Source organism: Hymenobacter pini, assembly GCF_020421205.1.
Lineage (GTDB): Bacteria > Bacteroidota > Bacteroidia > Cytophagales > Hymenobacteraceae > Hymenobacter > Hymenobacter pini.
Map to the genome: position 1 here is coordinate 203,268 of NZ_JAIZZH010000001.1, position 23,782 is coordinate 227,049.

The window sequence follows — 23,782 nt, forward strand, 5'->3', positions numbered from 1 at the left end:
CCTCAGACGCTACTCCTCAAACCGCCGCAGCCGCTTTTTGCTTAACTCGTAGCTGATAATGGCCGGAACGTAGAATGTAACATCAGCCAGCAGCTTGGCGACCAGAATACCGCCGCTGCGGCTGCCCAGCAGGCGCGGCAGCCATACCATCAGCGCTGGCCGAATCAGCAGGCTGTCCAGCAGCTCGGCGGGGCCAAACTCTACCACCAGGGCCCGCACATTTTGCCCCAAGGTACGGCGGGTGTACCGCTGGCCGCTGCCGTGTAGCAGGCGACGGGTATGGCGCACATCCTGCGCCAGCAGCCACCCAAAATAGGCCACGTTGCCGGCCCAGGTGCCCGCCAGTGCCGCCTGTACCTCCTGCCCCGGAGCGAGGTGCCAGGCCAGCGCCGCGCCTGCCAGCGTAGCTACCACCGACAGCATTTCGGCCGGCAGGTAGCGGCGCAGCCATTCCACAACTTTGGCTTTCATGCAGGTGAGCGAAAAGAAAACGGCTAATTTTCCGGAGCCCGTCAAAGATACTCGCCCGCTCATGCAAATACCCTTTACGCCGCTGGTTGTCATGCTGTGGGCTGTAGTGGCGCAGGCCCTGCTGGCGGCCGGACTGCTGTGGATGGCCCCGGCCAACCGGCTACCCAACCGGTTTCTGGCCCTGCTGATGCTGAGTATTGCCCTGTGGCTGCTGGATGGCTTCTTCCGGGTGGCCAACATCTACGGGCAGAGCGCCAACTGGTATTTCGCGCCTATCTACTACTCTTTTGCATTTGGGCCGCTGCTGTATTTCTACGTGCGCAGCCTCATCAACCACAGTTTTCGGTTTGAGAAGCGGCACTGGTGGCACTTTGCCCCAGTAGCGCTGCAGGCGGGCCTGTACTGGTGGCTGCGGCTGGCGCCCTACAGCACGCGGCTGTGGTTTTGGGAGCACGTGCACCGGCCCTTCACCTACCGCCTGGAGTTCATTGGCACCTGGCTTTCCCTTACGGTGTACCTGTTGTTGAGTCTGCGGCTGCTGCGCGAGTACGGGCGGTGGCTGACGGATAATTTCTCGGAGGTGTCGCAGCTGCGGCTGCAGTGGCTGCGGGTGCTGCTGGTGGCGGTGGGCGTGGTGAGTGCGCAGTGGCTGCTGGAAGTGGTGCTCCGCGAGTTCTTCGGCTTGTATTACGAGTACGACTACTCCACGGAGCTACTGGGCGTGGTGCTGTTTCTGATTGGCGTGGTAGGCCTGCGTCAGGCCGATATGCAGGCGGTCCGTTTTGAGCCAGAGGCGGCCGTGCTGCCGCAGCCCGTTGGGGCCGCTCCATCGGCGGCGGAAGCTCCGGCAGCCACAGCGGCATCAGTGGTTGATGCCGCCGCGCTGGCCCGCATCCGGCAGGCGCTGGAGATGGAGAAGGTATACCTGAACCCCACCCTCACCCTGGCCGAGCTGGCCGCCCATACGGGCCTGGCTCCCCGGCTGATTTCGGCCACCGTCAACCAAGGGTTCGGACAGAGCTTCAACGAAGTGGTAAACGGCTACCGGGTAGAGGAGGTGAAGCGCCGCTTGGCCGCTCCCGATGCGCAGCGCTTTACCCTGCTGGGTATTGCCCTGGAAAGCGGCTTCAATTCCAAAACTACCTTCAACCGCATCTTCAAACAGTTTACCGGTGTAGCCCCCAGTGAATGGGGCGAAGATAGGGTAGGAGGGTAAGAGGGTGTGAGGCTGGAATACAACCCATGCTCTTCTACCCTCACATCCTCTTACCCTCCAAAGTAGTCCCATAACATGATGTGGGACGTGCCGAAGCCGGATTCGGGGCGCTTACGGGCCAGTAGCGGGGCACCTTTGGGCTGTTCATTCTTCCCCACGCCCCATGAAAACTCTGCTGCTATTTCTGCTGCTGGCGGCCACTGCCGCTGCTCCGCTACTCGCCCAAACGGTCCCCGCCGCGTGGAGTAACCACCGTCGCGCCCTGCCCGATAAGCTTCGGGAGGTACCCGTGGGCCTTACCCTCTGGCACACGCCCAACCCCGTGTATCCGGAGCCCAACCCCGAGCAGCCGGGGGCTTATGTGTGGAAGCACAGCACCACGGTGCGCTCCGAGGTAGGGCCCCTGACGGTAGTGGAGTGCGGTAGTTTTATCTGGTACGATGAGCGGGGCTGGCAACAGAACATGGTAGAAACGCCGGCCGAGTTTGCCGAGCTGTTTCAGTGCCCTGGTGCCCGGCTGCAGCCCGGCCGCGCCTACACGTTCGTTAAGAACTACCGCTTCGCCGACAGTGTCCAGCACCTCTACGGCGGCGACGCCCTCTGGTACATTCTGGCCCGCGACGCGGCCGGCAAGCTCTACAAGGGCATGGGCCTCATCGAAACCGAAGCTACCCTGCGCTAAGCCGCGCATTTCCGCCAATCCTCCACTTTCCAACCTCATCATGAAAGCACTGCTCATTCTGCTGCTCTGCACGCTATTGGCTGCCCGGCCCGCCGCCGATACGTACCGAATTGACCCCGCCGCCAGCCGCGTAACCTGGACGGGCTACGCCGAGGTAGGCAGCTATGCCCCCACCGGCACTGTGCAGCTGAGTCGCGGCACCTTCGCCTACGACGGCCGCAACCTCCGGGCGGGCCGATTTGAGTTCGACCTGCGCACCATCGCACAGGAGCAGGCCCAGCTGGCGGAACACCTGCGCGGCCCCGATTTCTTCGATGTGGCCAAGTACCCTACCGCCGTGTTTATACTGGATAAGGTACAGAACGGTACCGCCGTCGGCCAGCTCACCCTGCGCGGCGTTACCCGGCCGGTGCAGTTCCCGCTCACCCTTACCGAACTCCCCAATGCGCAGCTCCGCGTAACCGGTAAAGCTACCCTCGACCGTACTCAGTTCGGCATCAACTACAATTCTAGTAGCTTTTTTCAGAACCTAGGCTCCTACGCCATCCGCAACGAGTTTACGCTGAACTTTGCGGTGGTGGCTCGGAGGAACTGAGCTGATGAACCGGGGTGGTAAGAGAAGCCTAGTGCCCGGCAACACCAATGCGCCCGGTGGCGTACAGATTACAGAAACCCTCGTGTCTGACGCTCAACCCCACACGCTATGAACCATAATGCCCGCATTGAAGAAACCATCCAGAACATTTACGATGCGCTGGAAAACCACCACAACCACCCCATAGAAAACGGCATCGGCTATATCGACGGCTGGATTTCGGCCCTGGATGGCCTCGGGGGCTCGGCCCTGACGGGGCTACAAGCGGAGCTACGGAACCTGCGCAGCTACGTGGAGCGCGACGACCGGGCTGCCATTGCCAACTCCCTTCAGCACCTCGGCCAGGAAACCTCCCTTATTGCCCGCAATCTGCACGACGCCACCGGCGACCAGCTGCGCCACTTGGGCCAAACGCTCATCACCGCCGCCGGCAACCTGAAAGTAAGTTAGTGGTACTATCCTACAGCAGTACAAGTATAAAAAAAGCCCCGGCGCATAACGCGCCGGGGCTTTTTTACTGTGTGGAACAGGTTAGTGCTGCACCACTACCTGCTGATGCAATACTTGGCCGTTCAGGATCAGGCGCAACGTATACACGCCCGTAGGCAGATGCTGCACCGACACTGGAATATCCAGGCTGGTAGCCGTTGCCAACTGGTGGCTCAACTCCTGCACCAGGCGGCCCTGGGCGTCAAACAGTCCGCCCTGTGCTTTGCCCGTATAGGCGTCGCTCAGGCGGATAGTCAGCTGGCCGGCGGTGGGGTTCGGGAATACCGATACCGTCAGGTCCGTAGCCACTCGGGGTATCTGCACCGTCTGCACGCCGGAGTAGGCCGTTGTGCCATCGGTATCTACCTGCCGCAGGCGGTAGTAGATCAGCGCACGGCCATAGCGGCCCAGGTTCTGGTCCGTCAGGCTATAGGCTCGGCCCTGGTTGCTGCTGCCCTGGCCCGTTACCCGGCCCACGGCCCGGAACGTACGCCCGTCTACGCTGCTTTCCACTTCGAAGTAGGCGTTGTTACGCTCCTGAGCCGTAGCCCATAGCAAGAGTGCATCATTGCCTTTTCGCTCGGCCGTGAAGCGCACCAGCTCCACTGGCAGCGGCGAGCTGCCATAGGTGCCGATGAACGTCTGGCTGAACGAGTTGACGGGGAACGTCACCGTACTGGCAACCGCATTAGCTGCCGTGGCCGAAATAGGCGCATCAAACGCCCCGTCGCTGTTGCTGCCACGCTTATAAAGCTTCAGGTTAGCAGGAGCAGCCGCATCACCAGCGCTGATCAGTCCCTGATCCAGCGTGTAGGTAATGCTGGCCGAGAAGGTGCTGGTGCTGTACCGGTCCACAATCCAGTAGGCCCGGGTGTGGGTGCTACGCAGGTTGGGGTCGGTAACCGGCGTGCCCAGCGGCGTACCTTCCAAGCGGGTCACAACTACATCGTAGGGCGTACTGCCGGCCGAGGTGAAGTTGATAGCCACGTTGGTACCGGTGAAGGTGTAGTTTCCAGTAGCAGAAACCGATTGTAGGTTGCTGGTCCCCGCGCCCACTGGAGCGGTGCTGGTTACCCGGCTGGCTCCAGTCAGCGTACCCACCGCGCCCGAAACGCCATCTAGCGTGGTCGTAGCACCGTTCTCGTTGAACTGCAGATACGATACCAGGCCGTTTTCCCCGCCACTCAATGTCAGGTGGCGCAGCTGGCGTATTTCCGTCTGGCTCAGGGCCCGGTTCCACTGGCTCACTTCGTCCATGTTGCCGGGGTAGAAGCTGGTACCGGTCGTGCCGGCATTGCCCACGTAATTAACGGGAGTAGCAACAGGGGAACCCGTGCCGTTGACTAAAGCAATAACGTCTCCATTCAGATATACCGTAAGCGCACTGCCGTTGAAGGTAGCGGCTATCTGGCTCCACTCATTGGCCGTAACAGTCTGCGGGCCGGTGCGGATGCTGCGCAGCGTGGAGCCAGTACCGAAACCAGCCTCTACGCGGCCGTTGCCGGTGATGGCAATGTAAGGAGCGGCCGTATTACCAGTACCATTGCCCAGTATATAGTAAGTGTCACTGCTCGTGCCAATGGCGGGCTTGATCCAGGCCACCTGCGTGTACGATGGGCCCAGTACGGGAGCGGCAGTAGTGCTAGCGCTGAAATCTACGTAGCCAGGCGTACCGCCGCCCACAAAACGCAGGGCCATACCCGCTACGCGGCTGGTCTGCACAATCCGGCGGTTACCGGTCGGGTCCGTTACCGTGGGCGTGCGTACGGTGCCCCCAACGGTCAGGCTCGTCAGCGTGGCATCCAGCACACCGCCTGGCGTGGCAGTGGCAGCTACATCGTACACCAGGAAGAAGTAGTTAGTGCCGGTTGTAAGCAGCTGGTTGCCCGTTACGGTGAAGGTACCATTGGGGCTGGCCACCGCGCTTCCAAACAGGGTGGTGGTCGTCAGAGTGCCGTTCGTGCCCGTGTAATACACGCGGGCCGCCGCAATGTCGGCCGGCCGGGTGCTACCAGTGGTGGTGAAGGTAAGTGACGTGGCGCTGAGCGGAGCCGAAGTACCGCCGCCAATAACCACGCTCACGCGCAGAATTTCCTGGTTCGTGCTGCCTACCTGCGCTAGGCCAGTGTTCAGCTGCTCAGTTGTGCTGCTAGTATACGTGGCGGAGTTCAGCACCGTGAAGTTGTTGGTGGTGCTTGGGCTGCTTACCGCCTCACCGCTGGCCTGGGCCGTGGCGTATACGGTGTGCGAACCCGACGCCAAGGCGGTCGGTTGGGTTAGCGTCCAGTTGCCGCTGGCATTGGCTGTGGTCGTGCCGATGTTGGTGTTGTCCACGTACACCGTGATGGTGCTGCTGGCGGGGGCCGTGCCGGTATAGGTTGGCTGGTTGGTGGAAACGCTGCTGTTGTTAGCTGGCGTTGTTACCACCGGAGCTGCCGTTCGTATCTGAAACTGCACGCTGACCGTGTTGCTAGCCATATTGCCGGTGTTGTTGGCATCCTGGGCCACGTCTGCGGCTAGGCTTACCGATACATTACCCGCGCCGCTGGGCGTCACGGTGAAGGTATAGGGACCCGCGCCGCTGCCGCTGAAGCTGCCGCTGGTCAGCGTACCGCCCGCTACCGTCACGTCCGAGGCCGTAAAGCTCGTGCCCACGCTCTGCGAGAAGCTCACCGAGAAGGGAATCGGGCTGGTGCTAGTCGGGCTGGTCGAGCTTGTGCTTACCGTGGCCGTCAGGGCCGGGGCCGTCACGCTGAACGCGGCCGAGGTGAAGGTATCGTACGTAGGAGGATTGCCGTTATTGGGCTGAATGCTGCCCACGAACACGTCGTTGACAAACACGTTCAGGCGCTGGTTCTTTCCGGTATAGTTACGCTGGATGGCCTGGAAGCTGATCTGGTAGCTGCCCGTGGGCACGGCCAGGTTCTGCGAGATGCTGGCGTTGTCGTCGCCGGCGCTCTGAATCAGGGCCACCGAGGTGCCGTCGTATGCCGACGAGCTAAACTGGCTGCCGTTGCGCGAAATGCCCGCAAAGCCGGTGAAGGCCCAGGGCGTGGCCAGCACGTCAGGCGTCTTCTTGAAGCTGCTCGGGTCGACGTTGTTGGTCTCGAAGCTGCCGTTTTGCAGGCCGTTGGTTACGGCGCTGCCGTTGCTGGCATTGAGCACCTGCACCACGTCCACGAAGGCCGTCACGTCGGGGTTGCCCGTGGGGCTGCCGCCGGCCTGGATGCGCAGCGTGGGCGCGGCCGCGAAGCTCTTGGTGATGGTATACTGCTCGCCGGTGGTGTAGGGAACGTTCGATATCGTGGGCGTGGTACCCGTGCTGCTGGTCACATCCAGGCGCAGGGTGCCGCTGCCAGTACCCGTATTCACCACCACGGTGTAGGTCGTACCCGAACCGCTCACGCTGCTCACCGACGCGCCGCTGACGCTCCCGCCCGTGATGGTGGGCGTGAAGTTGTTGGTCGTCAAGCCCGTCACGCTGCCCGAAAATACCACCTGGTAAGTTACTTGGCTCGTGGCCGTGGGCGAAGGCGTCAGGCGCGTGACCGAGGTTACGGTTACGCTCTGGATAACGGTGTAGGATTGGCCGCTGGTGTAGCCGCCGTTCAGGGCGTTACCAGCCCCGTCGGTGATGCCCGAGCCGCTGCTCTTCACGTCGAGGCGCACCGTGCCGTTGCCGCTCACGCTGTTCACCGTCACGTCGTACTGCGTGTTGTTGCTGCCGCTCACCGCGGCCCCGCTGGCAATGCTGCCGGTGGTGCTGCCACCGGTCGTCGTGAAGGTGAAGCTGCCTGTGGTCACTCCCGTTACAGCTTCGCTAAACGTCACGCGGAAGGTCAGCGAGGTGGCATTGGTGGTGGCAGTGCTTGGGTTCAGCCGGACGATGCTGGCCACCGATGGCGCCTGGGTGTCTACCGTAAACGTGTTCGTGTTGGAGTTGGCACTCACAGCCTGGCCGTTAAGCTGCGCCGTGGCGTACACCTGGTAGGTGCCACCAGCCAGAGCTGTGGGCTGGGGCAGGCTGAACGTGCCGCCCGTGGCCGTAACCGTGCCGATGGCCGTGGCCGAGCCGGAAGCTGGGCCGGCGTAGATCGTAACAGTGCTACCGGCCGCAGCCGTACCTGAGTAAGTAGGCCGCGGGTTATTGGTCAGGCTGCCGTTGGCTGGGGCCGTCACCACTGGGGCCGCCGTCACGGTCTGGGCGTATTGGATGGTGAACTGCGGAGCGGCCGAGTTGGCGGTGTTGTTGGCGTCGGCGGCAACGTCAGCCGGTACGTTCACCGTCACGTTACCATTGACTGTCGGCGTCACGTTGAAGGTGTAGGTCTTGCCATCCACGGCCGCGAAGCCGGAGAGCGTACCGTTGCCCACCGTCACGTCGGAGGCTTCGAAACCGGTTACGTTCTGTGAGAAGGTGACCGTGAACGGAATTGGCGAGATGGATGTCGAGCCGCCGTTGTTGCCGGCCGCCGAAGTGATGGTGGCCGTCAGGGCCGGGGCCGTCACGCTGAACGTAGGCGAGGTGAACAGGCCGTAGGACGGGACGTTGTTGGGCTGAAAGGTGCCCAGGAACACGTCGTTGACGAACACGTTCAGCCGCTGATCGAGCGAGGAGTAGTTACGCTGGATGGCGCGGAAGCTGATCTGGTAGCTGCCCGTGGGCACGGCCAGGTTCTGCGAGATGCTGGCGTTGTTGTCGCCGGCGCTCTGGATCAGAGCCACCGAGGTGCCGTCGTACGCCGTCGAGTTAAAGGTACTGATGCCGCCGCCATTGCGCGACACCCCGGACCGGGCAGTGAAGGCCCACGGCGGGGCGGTCAAGCCTTGGTTTGCATACAAATAACTACCAGCGGTAGTGGGTACGTTGTTGTCCTCAAAGCTGCCGTTTTGCAGGCCGGTGGTCACGGCGCTGCCGTTGCTGGCATTGAGCACCTGCACCACGTCCACGAAGGCCGTCACGTCGCCGTTATTGCTGGCGCTGCCCGCCGCCTGAATGCGCAGGGTGGGGGCAGCGGCGAAGCTCTTGGTGATGGTGTACTCCTGCCCCGCCGTGTACGGTACGTTTGATGGGGCAGGCGTGATGTTGCCGGCCGTGTTGTTCACGTCCAGCCGCAGAGTGCCGTCACCGCTACCAGTGTTGGCCGTCACGGTATACGTAGTGCCCGAGCCTGTTACGCCGGTGATGCTGGTGCCCGTCAGGCCGTTGTTCGTTAGCGTAAAGTTGCTCTGGTTTACTCCCGTCACGCTAGAGGAGAAAACTACCCGGTAGCTTACCTGGGTCGTGGCCGTGGGCGAAAGATCTAGGCGCGTTACCGATACCACGGTGGGGAGGGCGGCCGTAGTAAAGGTCTGCACGGCGCCGTAGCTGGTGCCGGCCGAGTTGGTGGCATAAGCCCGCACCGAGTAATTGGTGTTGGGCGTCAGGCCCGAAGTCGTGGCCAAGAACCCACCCGACCCTGAGCCAGTGGCGCCCGTCGAGACGCCGCTGCCACCGATGGCGGGCGTGCTATTGGTGCTGGTTACGCTATAGACTACGCCGCGGCTGGTGACCGTCGCGCCGCCGTCAGCCGTCACGTTGCCGCCGAGTACGGCGCTGTTGGTCGTGATGCTGCTCGGCGTGGCCGTCGTAACCGTGGGAGCGTTGGCCGCAGTCGTGAAGGTTTGCACGGCGCCGTAGCTGGTGCCGGCCGAGTTGGTGGCGTAGGCGCGCACCGAGTAGCTGGTGCCGGGGCTAAGGGGCGAGATAGTAGCCGAGAACGTACCCGTACCCGAGCCGTTGGCAGCCGTCGTGACGCCGGTGCCGCCGATGGCGGGCGTGCCGTTGGTGCTGGTAATGCTATAGACTACGCCGCGGCCGGTGACCGTCGCACCGCCGTCGGCGGAGACATTGCCGCCGAGCACGGCGCTGTTAGTCGTAACACTGCTCGGCGTGGCCGTCGTGACGGTGGGGGCGTTAGCAAGGGTGACGAAGGTGAACGTGCTACCGTAGCCCGTACCCGTGGCGTTGATGGCGTAGGCGCGCACGTAGTAGGTAGTATTCGGCGCCAAGCCCGAAATGGTTTCCGAGAATGTGGTCGTGGTAGCCGCGTTGGCATCCTGCGTGACGCCGGCTTCCCCGATGGCGGGGGTGTTGTCGGTGGTGCTGTACACCACGCCACGGCCCGTAATGGAGCCGTTTTCGGCGGTGATGGTGCCGCCCAGCACGGCGCTGGAGGCTGTGATGCTGGCCGCGTCGGCCGTCGTGACGGTCGGCGCGGCGGCAGAGCCAGCCCCCACGGCAAGGCCAAGAATACTCGTATTTGAGGTACCAATCTGGGCACCGTCGTTGAGTAACGAGGTAATGACGCCAGCCGGAGTTACGGCGACGATATCCCGGTTGTTGATGCTGATGTCACCTAGTATCACCCGGTTGTTGGCCGCATCGTAAGAGAGCGGGCCCGGCGACGTGGGGAAGCCCCGGCCATTGCTGTTTACATCGACTACAGTTTCCTCAATGCCGCCGCCTAGCGGGATGCGCCGCAGTTGGTCGTTGAAGGTGGTAATGCCATTGTCGCGGAGAACGTAGTAGAGCGTATTGTCGCGCGTGTTAACGGCAATACCTCCTTGGGTAGTTACGGAACCGCCGCTAGTGGTTGCTGAAAACTCAAAGGGCTTCGTTACGGCTCTGGTAGTTAAGTTAACCGCCGATATATACAGGTTGTTGGTCTCTCCGCTATTAACGCCAACGGATACACCGTTTGCTACTAGCAAGCGGTTGTTTTGCAGGTCGAGGGCCAGCGCCTGAGGGGTAGCCGGGAAGTTAGTGGTACCACTGTTAACGAAGACTTCTTCGTCGCCCCCACCCAGCGGAATGCGGCGCAGTTGGTCGAGGCGGCCACCAAAGGCATTGTCGCTAAGGGCGTAGTACAGGTAGCGCCCCGCGTTATCCACCACCATGCCATTTAAGATAGTAGTGGTAGCACCAGGAATGTTCGCCAGCGTCTTGAATACAGTAGATATCCCGGTGGCACTGACTACATAAATAACGGGCGAGTTCCCTACGGCATTCGCTATGAACACCCGATCATTAGTAGCGTCGTAGGCTACCTGTGAGGGCGAGGGCGCGATGTTGTTGCCACCGGCGTTTGGGGCCACAACGGTCTCGCTCCCTCCGGCTAGCGGAATGCTACGCAACTGGTCGTTGGTAGTATTGAAACTACCGTCGCTGACGGAATAGTACACCTTCGTTTGGGCCAGACTGCTCACGCTGACCAGTAAAACCAGCAGTAACGCCAGGAACTGGCCCAGGTAGCCACCAACTGGCGGCCGGGGCAGTAAGAGGTGCGTACCCGGCGAAACCAATGGCCTTCGCTGGACAGAACTGTAAGGGTGTTTCATAAGGAAACGGCTATGAATGAAGCAAAAAGGCGAACGAAGCAGTAAGAGGACGATTCTCTAGCTTAGTATAGGTCAAGCTATATATTAGTCCTCCCGTCAAATTGGAAAGCACCGCCCGGCTTTCGACGCCGAGCGGTGCCCCGTATTCCGACAGCACAAAACCTTCGGGTGCCGTTAGTTACGCGAGGGATACAGGCCGTACAGGCAAATGATGTAGTTCAGACCCAGATAAGGTTGCATTACGCTGAAAGGCTGGTTGCCGCCCGCCGGGCTAATCGCCTGCGGATTGGCTAAGCCGTTGGCAGTGGGAGTGTACCCGTTTGTCGTTACAGTAGTACCACTACCCGCATCTTCGAAGTTGCCAATGGCAGGTACACCACCCGCTGGGCTGGGGGCCGTACCGTTGCCAGTGTTAACCGCCAAGGTGTGGGTGTGATTGGGCATCTGCAAAGTCGTCAGCGTCACGTTGCTCACACCGGCACGCTCGCCCAGTTGCACACCTTGCAAGCCGGGGCCGGGCTGGCCGTTGTTGGAGTGCACGGGTACGCGGCTGCGCAGGTCAGGCAGCGCAAACGTAGTAGTGCCGTTGCCGCCGTAATAGGTACCCAGAATCGAATACAGCGCCGAATTCTGCGCGATATTCAGCAGGGAGCCGTCGCAAAAGGCCCAGCCTTTGGGAGCAAAATTGCCGGCAAACAGTACAATGGAACCAATGAAAGCTTCGTCCATAGCGGGTTGTAAGTGAAAGTGAAAGAGAGTGAACACGCCCTTGGCTTCGTACCAAGGGGATACTGTGGGCATATAGGACCAGCCCTGCTGCTGTATAGCAGGGAGAGAAATCACAAAACAAAGGTGTGTGAGAGGTAGGACCGTAGGGGCTATATACCCACGAGCAGTATCAGGTCGGGAAAGTCAAGCCACTTACCGGCAGCTTAGCTAAGGGGATAAATTGCTCTGGTAGTAGGGAGCAAATAGTAGTGCGATAGAGCGAGTGGCAGCGGAAGGTACTGTTGAGTTCAGTAGAAAAGCATGCAAACTTGCTGAAATAAATTCACTTTTAATAGCATTCTACAAACATTTGTAACCAATGTTGAATAACTCCGTACAGAAGCGGTTTTCTGCTGAATAAAGAGGTAATTATAGTATATTAATCATATATACTTAATATTGAATAACATACCCTTTTGCTTACAATTGATTGAGTAATAGGTGAGTGCTTGAGTAGGCTAACTATATAGTTGCAAATCTATACTAGGCTAAAAGGGCGGTCTACTCTTGCTGATAGGTCGCCTAGTACATCTCGTACTTTCAGCCGCAGATTAATACCCCGCCGCCGCATCGTCGCCGCGCGGGTCAGCACCGCCTTCCAATTTGCCATCGGGCAGCACCCGAATGACTTCTACCCGGCCCCAGCCACCACGGGGGCTCAGCGTGTAGCCCCGGGCCCGCAGGGTATCCTGGGCGGAGGGTAGCAGGGCTCCAGCTTCTACATCTATTTGATCCGGGAGCCACTGATGGTGCAGGCGGCGGGCGGCCACGGCCTGCTGGGCATTCATGCCATAATCCACCACGTTCAGGATAGACTGTAGTACGCTGGTGATGATGGTACTGCCACCGGGCGTGCCGGTTACTAAGGCTAGCTTGTTGCCTTTGGTGAGGATGGTCGGCGTCATGGAAGACAGCATGCGTTTGCCGGGGGCAATGGCGTTAGCCGCGCCGCCCACCAACCCGTAGGAGTTAGGCGTGCCGGGCTTGCTGCTGAAATCGTCCATTTCGTTGTTGAGCAGGAAGCCGGCCCCGGCCACTACCACTTTGCTGCCGTAGGCTCCGTTGAGGGTGGTGGTGCAGCTCACGGCGTTGCCCTGGGCATCCACCACGTTGTAGTGCGTCGTCTGGTCTGATTCGTAGCCGGGTAGGCCCGCGCCAGCCGTTACCTGGGCGCTGGGCGTAGCTCGGTAGGGCAGGGTAGTGGCCATGCGCTGCTTGTTGTACTTGGCATCGAGCAGCTGCGGCACAGGAACCTTACCAAAATCCGGGTCGCCGAGGTAAGTGGCGCGGTCGGCGTACACCCGGCGCTCAGCCTCCGTTATCCAGTGCGTGGCCTGGGGGGAGTGCCAGCCGGCTTTGCCCAGGTTGTAAGGCTCCAGCATCTGCAGCATCTGCAGCAGGGCTACCCCGCCGGAGCTGGGCGGCGGAAACGTGAGGACGTTGTAGCCCCGGTACTGTCCATGCAGCGGTGCGCGCCACTTGGGCTGATAGCTTAGCAGGTCCTGTTTGGTAATGATGCCTTTGCCGCGCTGCATCTCGGCTACCAGCAGATTGGCGGTTTCGCCCTCATAGAAACCAGCTTTGCCCTGGTCCCGAACCCGTTCTAAAGTCCGGGCTAGTTCCGGGTACCGGATTACCTCACCAGCAACCCAAGTGCCCTCTTTCAGGTAGGCACTGCCGGGGTTAAGCTTCGCAAACGTATCGTGTTGGCCGTTGAGGCCGGCTGCTTCCTTCTCTGTTAGCTTGAGGCCTTTAGCGGCTAGGTCTACAGCGGGCTGCACCACGTCCTTCCACGGCAGCTTGCCCAGCTTGCGGTGCAGCTCCCACATGCCGGCCACGGTGCCGGGTACGCCGGCGGCCAGGTGGCCCAGGGTGCTCAGGTTGGGAATCACGTTGCCCTGGGCGTCCAGGTACATATCCCGGGAGGCGGCGGCTGGTGCAGTTTCCCGGAAGTCGAGGGCCCCTTCCTGGCCGTCGGCGCCGCGGTAGAGCAGAAAGCCCCCGCCCCCGATATTGCCGGCCACCGGCAGGGCCACGGCCAAGGCAAACTGCACAGCTACGGCGGCATCGTAGGCATTGCCGCCTTTCTGCAGAATTTCTACCCCAATCCGTGTGGCCTCGGGGTGAGCCGAGGTAACCATAGCTTTGGCCGTTACCACGGGCGTAGCGGCCGGAATGGGCGCGGCCAGCGTGGTGGCAGAGGGAGTGGTAGTAGGGGAGGAGGTGGTGCAGGCCGCCAGGGCCGCTACCAGCAGAAAGGAGACAGAGCGGTTCATAGCAGGTAAAGGTACAAGAGGATTATTGCTGAATTGATGCCCTGATGATGGAGCATTGACAGATCAGGGCCGCAGGCCGTTATCCGTCAACTCCAATGCCTTAAACCCCGTAGCTTTGGCCTGAACCTGACTGTCCTGCTTATGACGCCCGATACCTTTGACTCGCCAACTGCTGCGGCTCCTACCGATGTAACGGCCCGTTTGCCGCTCGTGCAGCACGACCCCTGGCTGGCCCCGTTTGAGCCGGTGCTGCAGCAGCGCCAACAACGGCTGGCGCAGCGCCTCCAGGAAATAACAGCGCAATACGGTTCATTAAGCAAGTTCGCCTTGGCTCACCAACGCCTGGGTCTCAACTACGACGGCCGCCGCCGGGGCTACTGGTTCCGGGAGTGGGCTCCCGCCGCCGAGGCCCTGTATCTGGTGGGTGACTTCAACGGCTGGGACCGGCAGGCTACCCCGCTCATCAAGGGCGCAGACGGGGTGTGGGAAGTGTTTCTGGGTGATAAGGAATACAAAGACCGCCTCACGCACCATTCCCTCTATAAAGTACACGTGGTAACGGCCCAGGGCGGCCACGACCGGCTGCCGGCCATGCTACGCCGCGCCGTACAAAACCCCGAAACCCACGATTTTGCCGGGCAAGTGTGGAAGCCGGAACAGCAGTTTCAGTGGGCCGACCAGAAATTTCGGGTGCCCAACGCCGTGCGCGAGCCGCTGATTTACGAGGCTCACGTGGGCATGGCCCTGGAAGAAGGCAAAGTAGGCTCCTACCTGGAGTTTGCCGACCAGATTTTGCCCCGCATCCAGGCCGAGGGCTACAACTGCGTGCAGCTGATGGCCGTGATGGAGCACCCGTATTATGGTTCGTTCGGGTATCACGTGGCCAACTTCTTCGGGGTATCGTCGCGGTTTGGTACGCCCGAGGAACTGAAGTATCTCATCAATGAAGCCCACCGCCGGGGCCTGGCCGTGCTGCTGGACGTGGTGCACTCCCACGCCGTGAAAAACGAGGCCGAGGGCCTGGCCAATTTCGACGGCTCGGGCCACCAGTACTTCCACGCCGGCCGCCGCGGTGACCACCCTGGCTGGGATTCCAAGCTGTTTGACTACGGCAAGCCGGAGGTGCAGCAGTTCTTACTAAGCAACCTGCGCTACTGGCTGGAGGAGTTCCACTTCGATGGTTTCCGATTCGACGGCATCACCAGCATGCTCTACCAGCACCACGGCGAGGGCGTGGCGTTTGGTTCGTACGAGCAGTATTTCAGCGAGGATGCCGACGAGGACGCTATTCTATACCTGCAACTGGCTACTACGCTGGTGCGGGAGTTCAAGCGTAGCGCCGTACTCATTGCCGAGGATATGAGCGGGATGCCCGGCCTGTGTCGGCCCATCGAGGAGGGCGGCATTGGCTTTGATTACCGCCTGGGCATGGGTATTCCGGATTACTGGATTAAGCTGCTCAAGCACACCCGCGACGAGGACTGGAACCTCTACGACCTGTGGCACGTGCTTACCAACCGCCGCCAAGGCGAGAAAACCGTAGCCTACGCCGAAAGCCACGACCAAGCCCTGGTAGGCGACAAAACCCTGGCCCACTGGCTGCTTGATCGTGCCATCTACGAGCATATGCACAAGGACGACCCCGACCCCGTGGCGGCCCGGGGTATGGCCCTGCATAAGCTTATCCGACTGGCTACGCTGAGCCTGGGCGGTGAGGCCTACCTGAATTTCATCGGCAACGAGTTTGGCCATCCTGAGTGGGTGGATTTTCCGCGCGAGGGCAACAACTGGAGCCACCATTTCGCCCGCCGCCAATGGAGCTTGGCTGACAACCCCGACCTGAAATTCCAGTACCTGCTGCAATTTGATAAGGCCATGCTGCAACTGGCCCGCACCAGCCGTGTGCTCAGCGCCGGCCCGGCCCGGCAGCTCAACGTGGATAGCACCAACCAAGTGCTCATTTTTGAGCGGGGCGGCTTGGTGTTCGTGTTCAGCTTCCACGTCGACCGGAGCGTGACGGACTACCGCTTTGCGGTGCCCACCGCCGGCCGTTACCGCATTGTGCTGAACTCCGATGATGCGCAATTCGGCGGGTTCGGCCGGGTAGACGACAACTACGTTTACGAAACCTTCCAGGAAGACGGCACCAACAAGCTCAGCCTCTACGTAACCAGCCGCACGGCCCTGGTGCTGGCGCAGGTGTAGTCAAGTTGGCCGTTATGAGTTGCCCGTTGCGAGTTATCAGAACAGTTCTGACAACTCGCAACGGGCAACTCATAACGGCCAACTTGACTACTGCTTGGTTTTGCGGCCGGTGCGGGCAATTTCCAGCGCGTCTTCAATGCGCTGGGAGCGGGCCTCGTCCTTTTTGGTACGGGCAATGCGCATAGCCAATTCCTTACGTTGGGTGAAAGGCAAGGCGTCAAACTGCACGCGGAGGCCGGCCCGTTCTAATGCCTGCTCAAAGTCAGCAGGCAGCTCAATGCCGCCGGGTTCGGTGTCGCGCTCCAATATCAAGTGCACGGTGTCGGTCCAGGTTTTATTGATAGCGTTGCGCACTTCTTTACGGATGCTGAGCATGTGCTGCCCGTCGCCGAACGGCACCAAGTTGGTGCGGATGGGAAACCCATCAATAGTGCCAATAACCGGTAGCGGCCCCTTTACCCCGTAGGTATCGGGCACGCTGAAGGGAACAACCAAGAAAACGCCGCTGTCGGCACCGTCCATCTCCATGGGGGCATCAAACTCGTGGCGGAGGGGGGCTTCAGAACTCATGGGGTAGGCGGAAAAAAGGGTACTACGGCCGGGCGGCCAGGTAATCGGTTTTCAAATTGCTGCAACACACCTTGAAGTGCATCGGTGTCAGAGGCGTGCACCAGCTGTAGCCGCTCGGGTGTGAGGTTGTAGCGCACCCGCAGCCGGTGGGCCAGCTCGGCGGAGGCGGCCAGTACCAAATCGGCGCGGCGTAGGGCCAGGCGTTCCAACTCCAAGGCCCAGCCACGGTCGGCGGGGGTGGCGCGCTCCTCGGCCAGACTGTGCACGTGCAGCACCAGCGGCCGGCCGGTTTGCTGGCGGATTTCCATGGCGGCCAGCCACGTCGGCCAATCCGGGGCGTAAATTACCGAAAAGCTGTCTTGCAACGCTTGGCGCGTGGCAAAGCGGGCGTACTGAATCACCTGAAAGTTGAGGTCGGCATCCGGGGCCAGGTCCAGGTTCAGTACGGCCAATGCCTCCGGCAACGTAGCGTGGGCCGAAGCCAACAGGGCCGTAGTATTGGGGCTAAGCTCCGGCGCCAGCTCAACCTCGGCTATAGCAACGGGCAGCAAATCGACAGCCGAGCTGGGCAGTGCTACATTCGGCAGTATGGGCTCGGTGAGCGGAGCGGCGGTGTTTGCCAGGGCAGGAGAAGCCAGCGCTGAGGAAGGCTGCAGCGCCTCGGTGGTGATTTGCTGATCAACCAGCGCCGGGCGTTCCTCCGGAAAGCCCGTTGGTAGCGCCAAGGTAGGCGCAGCCGAAGCCAGCGCCGGCGTAGCGCCCTGGTACGGAGCCGCGGGGACTTGCCAGGAGCCGCCGGCCCCATTAGCCGCACCTTCACGGGCATCCGTGAGGCTTGCGGCTGGAGGGGTTGCGCCGGTGTAGGGAGCCGCCGGGTGCCGCCAGGCCGCTGGCCGCGGCGGAACGTTGGACACTGCAGCCCGGATTTCTTCGGGCGTGAGGGCGGCCAGGGAAATAATGTGCGTGTGCTGCCCCTGCGGCAGCGGATCGGCGGGGAGGTGCGGCACCACTACTTCCAGCGCAGTAGCAGCAGCCAGCGAATCAACAACAGGGGCCAGGGCCGGAACCGGTTCGCCGCTGCGGGGCGTACTGTTCCAGCCCAGCAACAGCACAGGCAACGGGGCAAATGGCATAGAAAGGATAGGCAAAGCAGTAAGCTGGAGTACGGCAAGGTAGAGAAAAAAGGTGCCGGTAGTGCCAAAACTGCCTCTGGTCGAAATCAGCGGGCTTTCTGCTGTGTGGTACCCGGCACCTTTTTACCTTTACGGGCTGCGGTAGTGCTGGCACCCTGCGCGCTGGCCGGAACGCACAACTTTTTCTTCCCGACACCCTATTTGCATGGCCGACAATATTCAGGAGCTCAACTACATGGTCAATGACCTGGCCGCCCGTGCCCGCCAGGAACTGTACCCCGGCCGGGTACTGTCGGGCGAGCGGCAAGGCACTGACTTCATCTTCCGCTGCGAAAATGGCGTGCAGCTCAGCTTGCAGGTAATTACCGACAAGGTGCTGCGCTTCCGCTACATTACCGAGGGCGTATTTCCGCCCGATTTCAGTTACGCCTTTTCCGACGGCGTGCCCGCCCGCCAGGAGCTGGAGTTTCTGGAGTTCCGCGAGAAGCCCGACCATTACCGCATCACCACCGACCGCCTGATTTGCGTGGTGGACAAGGAAAGTCTGCGTACCCGGGTGCTTAACCGCTCCGGCCTAGTGCTCACCGACGACGAGAAGGGCTTCCACTGGGAGTACGATTACGACTCGGGCAACGACATCGTGAAGATGAGCAAGCAGGTGCAGAGCGGGGCCCACTACTACGGCCTCGGCGACAAGCCCGACAACATGAACCTGCGCGGTAAGCAGTTCACCAACTGGGGCACTGATACCTACGGCTACCAGAAGAGCTCCGACCCGCTCTATAAGAATATTCCGTTTTTCCTGGCCCTGCACCAGAAGGTGGCCCACGGCATTTTCTTCGACAACACGTTTAAAGCCTCCTTCGACTTTGCTGCCGAGCGGGCCGATGTGGCCTCGTTCTGGGCTCAGGGCGGGGAGATGAACTACTACTTCATCTACGGTCCCTCGCTGATGGAGGTGACCCAGGAATACACCCGCCTGACCTCGCCGCCCGAGCTGCCCCCGCTGTGGGCCCTGGGCTACCAGCAGTGCAAGTGGAGCTACTTCCCCGAAAGCCAGGTGAAAGCCATTGCCCAGGGCTTCCGCGACCGGAAAATCCCCTGCGACGCCCTGTACCTCGACATCGACTACATGGACGGGTACCGGTGCTTTACCTGGAGCCCCACGCACTTCCCCGACCCCAAGCGCATGGTGCAGGAGCTGGCCCAGGATGGCTTCAAAACCGTGGTGATTATCGACCCCGGCATCAAGATTGACCCCGACTACTCGGTGTTCCGCGAGGGGCTGAAAAACGACTATTTCTGCCGCCGCGCCGATGGCCCGCTGATGAAAGGCTCGGTGTGGCCCGGCCTCTGCAACTTCCCCGATTACACCCGCCCCGAGGTGCGCGAGTGGTGGGCTGGCTTGTTCAAGGGCCTGATTGAGGAAGTAGGCGTGAAGGGCGTGTGGAACGACATGAACGAACCCGCCGTGTTCGAGAAGGGCACCTTCCCCGACGACGTGCGCTTCAACTACGACGGCCACCACGCCTCCCACCGCAAGGCCCACAACATCTACGGTATGCAGATGGCGCGGGCTACCAACGAGGGCGTGAAGCGCTTCAGCTACCCCAATCGGCCCTTCACCATCACGCGCAGCACCTATTCGGGTGGGCAGCGCTTCTCCTCGGCCTGGACCGGCGACAATATTGCCTCCTGGGAGCACCTGTGGCTGGCCAACATCCAGTGCCAGCGCCTGAGCATTTCGGGCTTCTCGTTTATCGGTTCCGATATCGGGGGCTTCATCGACACGCCCGACGGCGAGCTGTACGTGCGCTGGGTGGCGTTGGGGGCCTTCCACCCGTTCTTCCGGACCCACAGCAGCGGCGACCATGGCGACCAGGAGCCTTGGAGCTTTGGGGAGCACTACATGGAGCTGGCCCGCGGCTTCATTGAGCTGCGCTACCGCCTGCTGCCTTACATGTACACCACGTTCTGGCAGCACACCACCCAGGGCACGCCCATGCTGCGCCCCCTGGCCTTCCTCGACCAGGCCGATACCGACACGTACCTGCGCATGGCCGAGTTCAGCCTCGGCGACCATTTGCTGGTGTGCCCCATCACCACGCCTGGCGCCGATGGCCGCTGGATGTACCTGCCCCGCGGCGACTGGTTCTACTACTACACCGACGAGGCTAAAACCGGCGGTCAGGAAGTGTGGGCCGCCGCCGACCTGAGCCGCATTCCGCTATTCATCAAGGCCGGGGCCGTACTGCCCATGTACCCGCTGATGCAGTACGTGGGCGAGAAAGTGGTGGAAGAAATAACCTTGCACGTGTACTTCAAGCAGGGCACCGAAACCAGCGAGTTGTACGAGGATGGGGGAGAAGGCTACGGCTATCAGGAAGGCCACAGCACCACCCGCCGCTTCCGCGTAACCGGCTCTGAGAACGGCCTGCTGCTGCAACAGGAGCTAGAGGGCCAGTACCAACCCACCTGGACTACCTACCGCGTAGTGCTGCACGGCCTGCCATTCCAGCCCGCCGCCTTCAGCACCGATGGCCAGCCCGCCACCGCCACCGAAGCCACCCTCGAAACCGGCCTCACCCTGCCCGCCGTGGTAGTCGGCGCCGGTTTCACGGAGCTGGTGATTGGGTAAATCATCTGTCATCCTGAGCAAAGCGGACCTTATAACGTGAGAACAAGTGCCGTAGAAACGGTTTGCTCATGCGTTGTAGGGTCCTTGGCTTTGCTCAGGATGACAGGTGCTTATCTACAAACTGCCCAACTGCACGTTGCCGCCCAGCGGGTGGCCAGTGCAGGTAAGGACGAGCCCCTGGGCCAGATCCCGGTCGGTGAGGACTTCGTTGTACGACATCCATACCCGGCCGCTGAGGCAGCGCATGGTGCAGCTGCCGCACACGCCTGCCGCGCAGCTGTAGGGCAGCGCAATGCCCTGCCGGCGGGCAGCCTGCAGAATGCTGTCGGGGTAGGCTACCTCAAACGTGCGGGTGCCGCTAGGGCCTGCGAGGCTGACGTGGTAAGTGCCCGCATCGGGTGGGGGAGCAGCCGCGGCGGGTGGAGGCACCACGAAGTTTTCGCGTCGGATTCGCTCGGGCAGGAGGCCGGCTGTGTGCAGACCGTAGCCGCACATTCGCATGTACTCGCCCGGCCCGCACACGAAGGCCAGCATCCGGTCGGGCGCGGTGGTGGCGTGCTGGTGCACCAGTTCCACCAGCAGCTCCCGGTACAGGCGGGCCCGCCGCAGATTGGGGTGGTTGCTGTACAGCATTTCCAGCCGCAACCGCGCTGGAAACTGCGCCTGCAACGCCCGCAGCTCCGCCCCGAAAATGGTGGTTTCCGGGCTACGGTTGCTGTAGAGCAGCAGCACTTGCACTGTGGGCTGGTGGTACAGAACTTCCTTCAGCAGCGAGTATACGGGGGTAATGCCACTGCCGGCCGCCAGCAGCACCACCTGCTCGTAGGGCAGTTCGGCCGGGACGGGCAGGGTGAACCGGCCACCCGCCCCGGTGGTAAGCAGCTCGGTACCTACCTGGGCCACATCGGCAAGCCACCGCGAAAAGAACCCATTATCTACCCGCTTCACCGTAATGGCCGGGGTGGCATCCACGCCGGGAGTGGTGGAGAGCGAGTAGGAGCGGCGTATTTCCGGGTATTCGGGCCGCAGCAGCGTGAGGTACTGGCCGGCCTGATAGGGGAGCGGGGCCGCCGATCCTAGCCAGAACGTTTTGGCGTCCGGGGCTTCCTCGGTAATGCGGCTGATGCGCAGGGTAGTGGTCACGCGGTGGGGCGGGTTGGTGGCAGCGGAGCCCTACGAATTACGCTTGCACCCGGTCGCGCAGGTACTGATACACCTCGGGGTTGCTAAGCAGGGTGCCGTGGTGCAGCTTGGGGTAGATGTGGGTGCTGATGAGCAGCTCGGGTGGGGCCGCAGGGTCCTGAAACACCCGCCCCCGGGCGCTACCGGCCCCCACCAATCCGTCGCCGAAGTAGTCGTGCAGGGCCGAGTTGGCCGATTTCAGTAACGAGCCCACCAGAATGTGGTAGCGCACCCCCGGTAGGGGCGGCACCACCGTGCGGGGCGGAAACAGGTCGTCGGCGTGCTCACTAAGCCAGTCCTCGTCCACCAATCGGGCGTGGCGCAGGTCCTTGATGCCGTTGCTGCGCTTATCAATCAGGCCGCTGATGGCGCGGGTGGGCCACAGGTTGATTTTGCGCAGAATCAGGCTAGTGAGGTGGCTGTTCTGCTCCAGAAACGACCCATCATTCGGCACTCCCAGTAAAAACACGTCTCGCAACCGGCTCAGCCAGGATGAGTTGTTCGTTGTCAGTTGTTCGTTGTCAGTTGTTAGTCGTTGATTGTCAGATGACAGTTGTTCGTTGTTGGAACCTGACAACTGGCAACCGACAACTGACAACTCATCCCGGCTTCCATAATATCCCGCCGAGCGAATGACTAGTCCGCCCATGCTGTGGCCTACCAGTACCAGCTCGCCCATAGCCTCGGGGTAGGTAGCCAGCAGCTCGGTGAGGAGGTGGTGTAGCCGGCGGCCATTTTCGGAGATGTGCAGGCCGGAGTTGTAGCGCACGTACAGGCAGCACACGCCGGTTTCCTGCTGCAGCCGCGGGCCGAAACGCAAATCGTCGGGGCCGTTGCCGGTTTGCCAGATGATTTCGTCGCCCATCAGCCCGTGCAGAAACACTACCGTTTTGCGCGGCCGTCCATCGGTAGCTGGTTGCAGGCCTAAATCTGCTACCGGCACGTCGGCCTCATAGCGACGGAAGCTCATCTGAATAGCGCGCCGGTCGTGGCGGGCGGCTAGCTGGTCGCCGAAGGCCCCATTGAGCACCGGGAGGGTGAAGTGCAGATTATCCTGACCAATCCGATAGAGCAGACCGGCCCCATCAAACGGAGCCCGGGCCACCCGGCCCACGGCCGCCGCCGCCCGCCGCCACCGTGAAGGAGAGGCATCGGAATTGTTGGCAGAAGCGGAATTGGGCGGTGGGTCTTGGGAGTCGGTCATGGAATGAGCAGTTTGCGAACCAGCAGCCCTTCCGGCGTACTGAGTCGCAAAAGATACACTCCGGCAGGCTGGCCGTGCAACTCCAGGGGCCGGCCGCTGGCCAGCGCCGGGGCCACAGCCGGGGCCTGCAGCACCACCCGGCCGGCCGCATCGGTTACTTCCAGCGGGGCCGTAGCCACGGCGGGTTCGGTGAGGGACGCCAAGTAGAACGTGCCCCCAGCGCCCGGATTGGGGTAAACGCTCAAGGCCATCTGCAGATGCACCGGAGCCTCGGCGGCCGATACGGTACCCTGCAGCGAAATTTCATCCACGTACAGCGTGGAGGTGCCGGTGGTTTGGCCATTGCCGGCCACAAAAAACAGCCGCAACGAATCGGGGGTAGCGCCCGAAACGTAGCTCAGCGGCACGGCCAGCTGCCCGTAGGTGGCGCGGGCCGGCAGCACATCGGCGTAGCCGGCAATAAACTGCAAAGCGTTGCCCCCACCGCGTGTGAGCACCACGTATACCCCGGCGGTATCGTCGGTAGCGGTGCTGAGCTTGTACCAGAACCGCAACTCGCGCGGCCGGCCTGTGTAGGGCACGCCGCTGATGCCGTAGGTGGACGGCCGGAACCGGTTGCCCAGCAGCAGCAGCGCCGGGACGGAAGCCCCAAAAAAGACTTTACTCTCGATTTTGGCCGCGAAGCTGCCCGCCTGCCGGTCCGTTGATTTGGTAACGGTGCCCAGAGCCAGCGGAATGCTCTGACTGCCGTACAACTCGTCGGAAGTGTACCATCCATCCGGGCTTTCCCCGCTGCCACGCGTTACCCAGGTTTCCAGGCCCCCATTTGGGATGTTTTGAGTGAAGGCAGGGCATACCAGGCCAAGTAGGCAGGCCGCACTAACCAGGAAGCGTAACATCGTTTTCATAGCACAGGGAGGTAGAAAGGATGGAAAAACCAACCGGCACCGGTGTACAGCGTCGTATAGTAAAT

The 23,782-nt window shown here is 61.6% G+C and carries 15 protein-coding genes; 6 read left to right on the forward strand and 9 right to left on the reverse strand.

The window, feature by feature from the left end; all coding sequences use genetic code 11:
• Positions 1 to 9 precede the first annotated feature (9 nt).
• On the reverse strand, positions 10 to 471 hold the full coding sequence (locus tag LF252_RS00935; protein ID WP_226266305.1) for a hypothetical protein: 462 nt from the start codon (positions 469 to 471) through the stop codon (positions 10 to 12).
• A 61-nt stretch (positions 472 to 532) separates the two neighbouring features.
• On the opposite strand from LF252_RS00935, the gene LF252_RS00940 reads away from it, so the two are divergent.
• From LF252_RS00940 to LF252_RS00955, 4 genes are all read left to right on the forward strand, one after another.
• Entirely contained in the window at positions 533 to 1,687 is a 1,155-nt protein-coding gene (locus LF252_RS00940) for a helix-turn-helix domain-containing protein (protein ID WP_226266307.1), read from the forward strand.
• Between the two features lie 163 nt (positions 1,688 to 1,850).
• Complete coding sequence (locus tag LF252_RS00945) at positions 1,851 to 2,369, forward strand: hypothetical protein (RefSeq protein WP_226266309.1); 519 nt, start codon at positions 1,851 to 1,853, stop codon at positions 2,367 to 2,369.
• A 40-nt stretch (positions 2,370 to 2,409) separates the two neighbouring features.
• Entirely contained in the window at positions 2,410 to 2,964 is a 555-nt protein-coding gene (locus LF252_RS00950) for a YceI family protein (protein ID WP_226266310.1), read from the forward strand.
• 108 nt (positions 2,965 to 3,072) lie between these two features.
• The gene (locus LF252_RS00955; RefSeq protein WP_226266312.1) at positions 3,073 to 3,414 is read left to right on the forward strand and encodes a hypothetical protein; all 342 of its coding nucleotides are present in this window, start codon (positions 3,073 to 3,075) and stop codon (positions 3,412 to 3,414) included.
• Between the two features lie 81 nt (positions 3,415 to 3,495).
• Here LF252_RS00955 and LF252_RS00960 read toward each other — a convergent pair whose 3' ends face one another.
• The 3 genes from LF252_RS00960 to ggt all read right to left on the reverse strand — a co-directional run bounded on the left by LF252_RS00960 (position 3,496) and on the right by ggt (position 13,877).
• On the reverse strand, positions 3,496 to 10,833 hold the full coding sequence (locus LF252_RS00960) for a LamG-like jellyroll fold domain-containing protein (RefSeq protein ID WP_226266313.1): 7,338 nt from the start codon (positions 10,831 to 10,833) through the stop codon (positions 3,496 to 3,498).
• 174 nt (positions 10,834 to 11,007) lie between these two features.
• Complete coding sequence (locus tag LF252_RS00965; RefSeq protein WP_226266314.1) at positions 11,008 to 11,562, reverse strand: phage tail protein; 555 nt, start codon at positions 11,560 to 11,562, stop codon at positions 11,008 to 11,010.
• 590 nt (positions 11,563 to 12,152) lie between these two features.
• On the reverse strand, positions 12,153 to 13,877 hold the full coding sequence (ggt, locus tag LF252_RS00970; protein ID WP_226266315.1) for a gamma-glutamyltransferase: 1,725 nt from the start codon (positions 13,875 to 13,877) through the stop codon (positions 12,153 to 12,155).
• 141 nt (positions 13,878 to 14,018) lie between these two features.
• Here ggt and LF252_RS00975 point away from each other — a divergent pair, with 141 nt between their 5' ends.
• Positions 14,019 to 16,082, forward strand: coding sequence for an alpha amylase C-terminal domain-containing protein (locus LF252_RS00975; RefSeq protein WP_226266316.1), 2,064 nt, complete (start codon positions 14,019 to 14,021; stop codon positions 16,080 to 16,082).
• Between the two features lie 87 nt (positions 16,083 to 16,169).
• Here LF252_RS00975 and LF252_RS00980 read toward each other — a convergent pair whose 3' ends face one another.
• Both LF252_RS00980 and LF252_RS00985 read right to left on the reverse strand, forming a co-directional pair.
• Positions 16,170 to 16,652 carry a YdeI/OmpD-associated family protein gene (locus LF252_RS00980; protein ID WP_226266317.1) on the reverse strand — a complete coding sequence of 161 codons (483 nt, stop codon included), beginning with the start codon at positions 16,650 to 16,652 and terminating at the stop codon, positions 16,170 to 16,172.
• Complete coding sequence (locus LF252_RS00985; protein WP_226266318.1) at positions 16,649 to 17,785, reverse strand: glycosyltransferase; 1,137 nt, start codon at positions 17,783 to 17,785, stop codon at positions 16,649 to 16,651. The genes LF252_RS00980 and LF252_RS00985 overlap by 4 nt, the downstream gene beginning before the upstream one ends.
• Before the next feature lie 205 nt (positions 17,786 to 17,990).
• Between LF252_RS00985 and LF252_RS00990 the strand changes: the two genes are divergently transcribed.
• On the forward strand, positions 17,991 to 20,423 hold the full coding sequence (locus LF252_RS00990; protein WP_226266320.1) for a glycoside hydrolase family 31 protein: 2,433 nt from the start codon (positions 17,991 to 17,993) through the stop codon (positions 20,421 to 20,423).
• A 114-nt stretch (positions 20,424 to 20,537) separates the two neighbouring features.
• Here LF252_RS00990 and LF252_RS00995 read toward each other — a convergent pair whose 3' ends face one another.
• Genes LF252_RS00995 through LF252_RS01005 form a run of 3 tightly spaced genes read right to left on the reverse strand, consistent with a single transcriptional unit; the run spans position 20,538 to position 23,717 of the window.
• A complete protein-coding gene (locus LF252_RS00995) occupies positions 20,538 to 21,566 on the reverse strand; it encodes a 2Fe-2S iron-sulfur cluster-binding protein (RefSeq protein WP_226266322.1) in 1,029 nt (342 codons plus the stop codon).
• A 37-nt stretch (positions 21,567 to 21,603) separates the two neighbouring features.
• Positions 21,604 to 22,809: an alpha/beta fold hydrolase gene (locus LF252_RS01000; protein WP_226266324.1), complete on the reverse strand. Its 1,206-nt coding sequence runs from the start codon at positions 22,807 to 22,809 to the stop codon at positions 21,604 to 21,606.
• On the reverse strand, positions 22,806 to 23,717 hold the full coding sequence (locus LF252_RS01005) for a T9SS type A sorting domain-containing protein (protein WP_226266326.1): 912 nt from the start codon (positions 23,715 to 23,717) through the stop codon (positions 22,806 to 22,808). The genes LF252_RS01000 and LF252_RS01005 overlap by 4 nt, the downstream gene beginning before the upstream one ends.
• Between the last annotated feature and the right edge of the window lie 65 nt (positions 23,718 to 23,782).